1 protein-coding gene is annotated in these 325 nt (G+C 48.9%); it reads right to left on the minus strand.

Features of this window, described 5'->3' with window-relative positions; all coding sequences use genetic code 11:
• The coding region (locus LKX83_RS32235) for a phosphatase PAP2 family protein (protein ID WP_227887347.1) at positions 1 to 325 on the minus strand (325 nt) is incomplete at both ends.

Genomic DNA, 325 nt, shown 5'->3' on the forward strand with positions numbered 1-325 from the left:
GCTTTCTTTGACAGCGGCTGCTTTTTTTGCTTGAAGTCGCGCCCATCTCGCATACAACAAGTCAACGAGCTTCACCGTTCCATATCCAAGTGCCATGCCTGCAATGACATCAATAATCCAATGGATCTCAAGATACATTGTCGAGAAGATGACCAGTGAGCAGTATGTCACCATCATGCGGCGGAATAGTTTTCCCTTCTCCCGCAGTGCCAACAGCAGGATTGCAAAAGAGACGGATGTATGCATGCTTGGAAAGCAGTTCATCGACCATAATGCGGCTTGCTCAGGCGTAAAATTACGTGCCATACCGTCTGGATGGCCGAGC

The sequence above is a fragment of the Cohnella baijiui genome, from assembly GCF_020731285.1.
In the GTDB taxonomy this organism is placed as follows: Bacteria; Bacillota; Bacilli; order Paenibacillales; family Paenibacillaceae; genus Cohnella.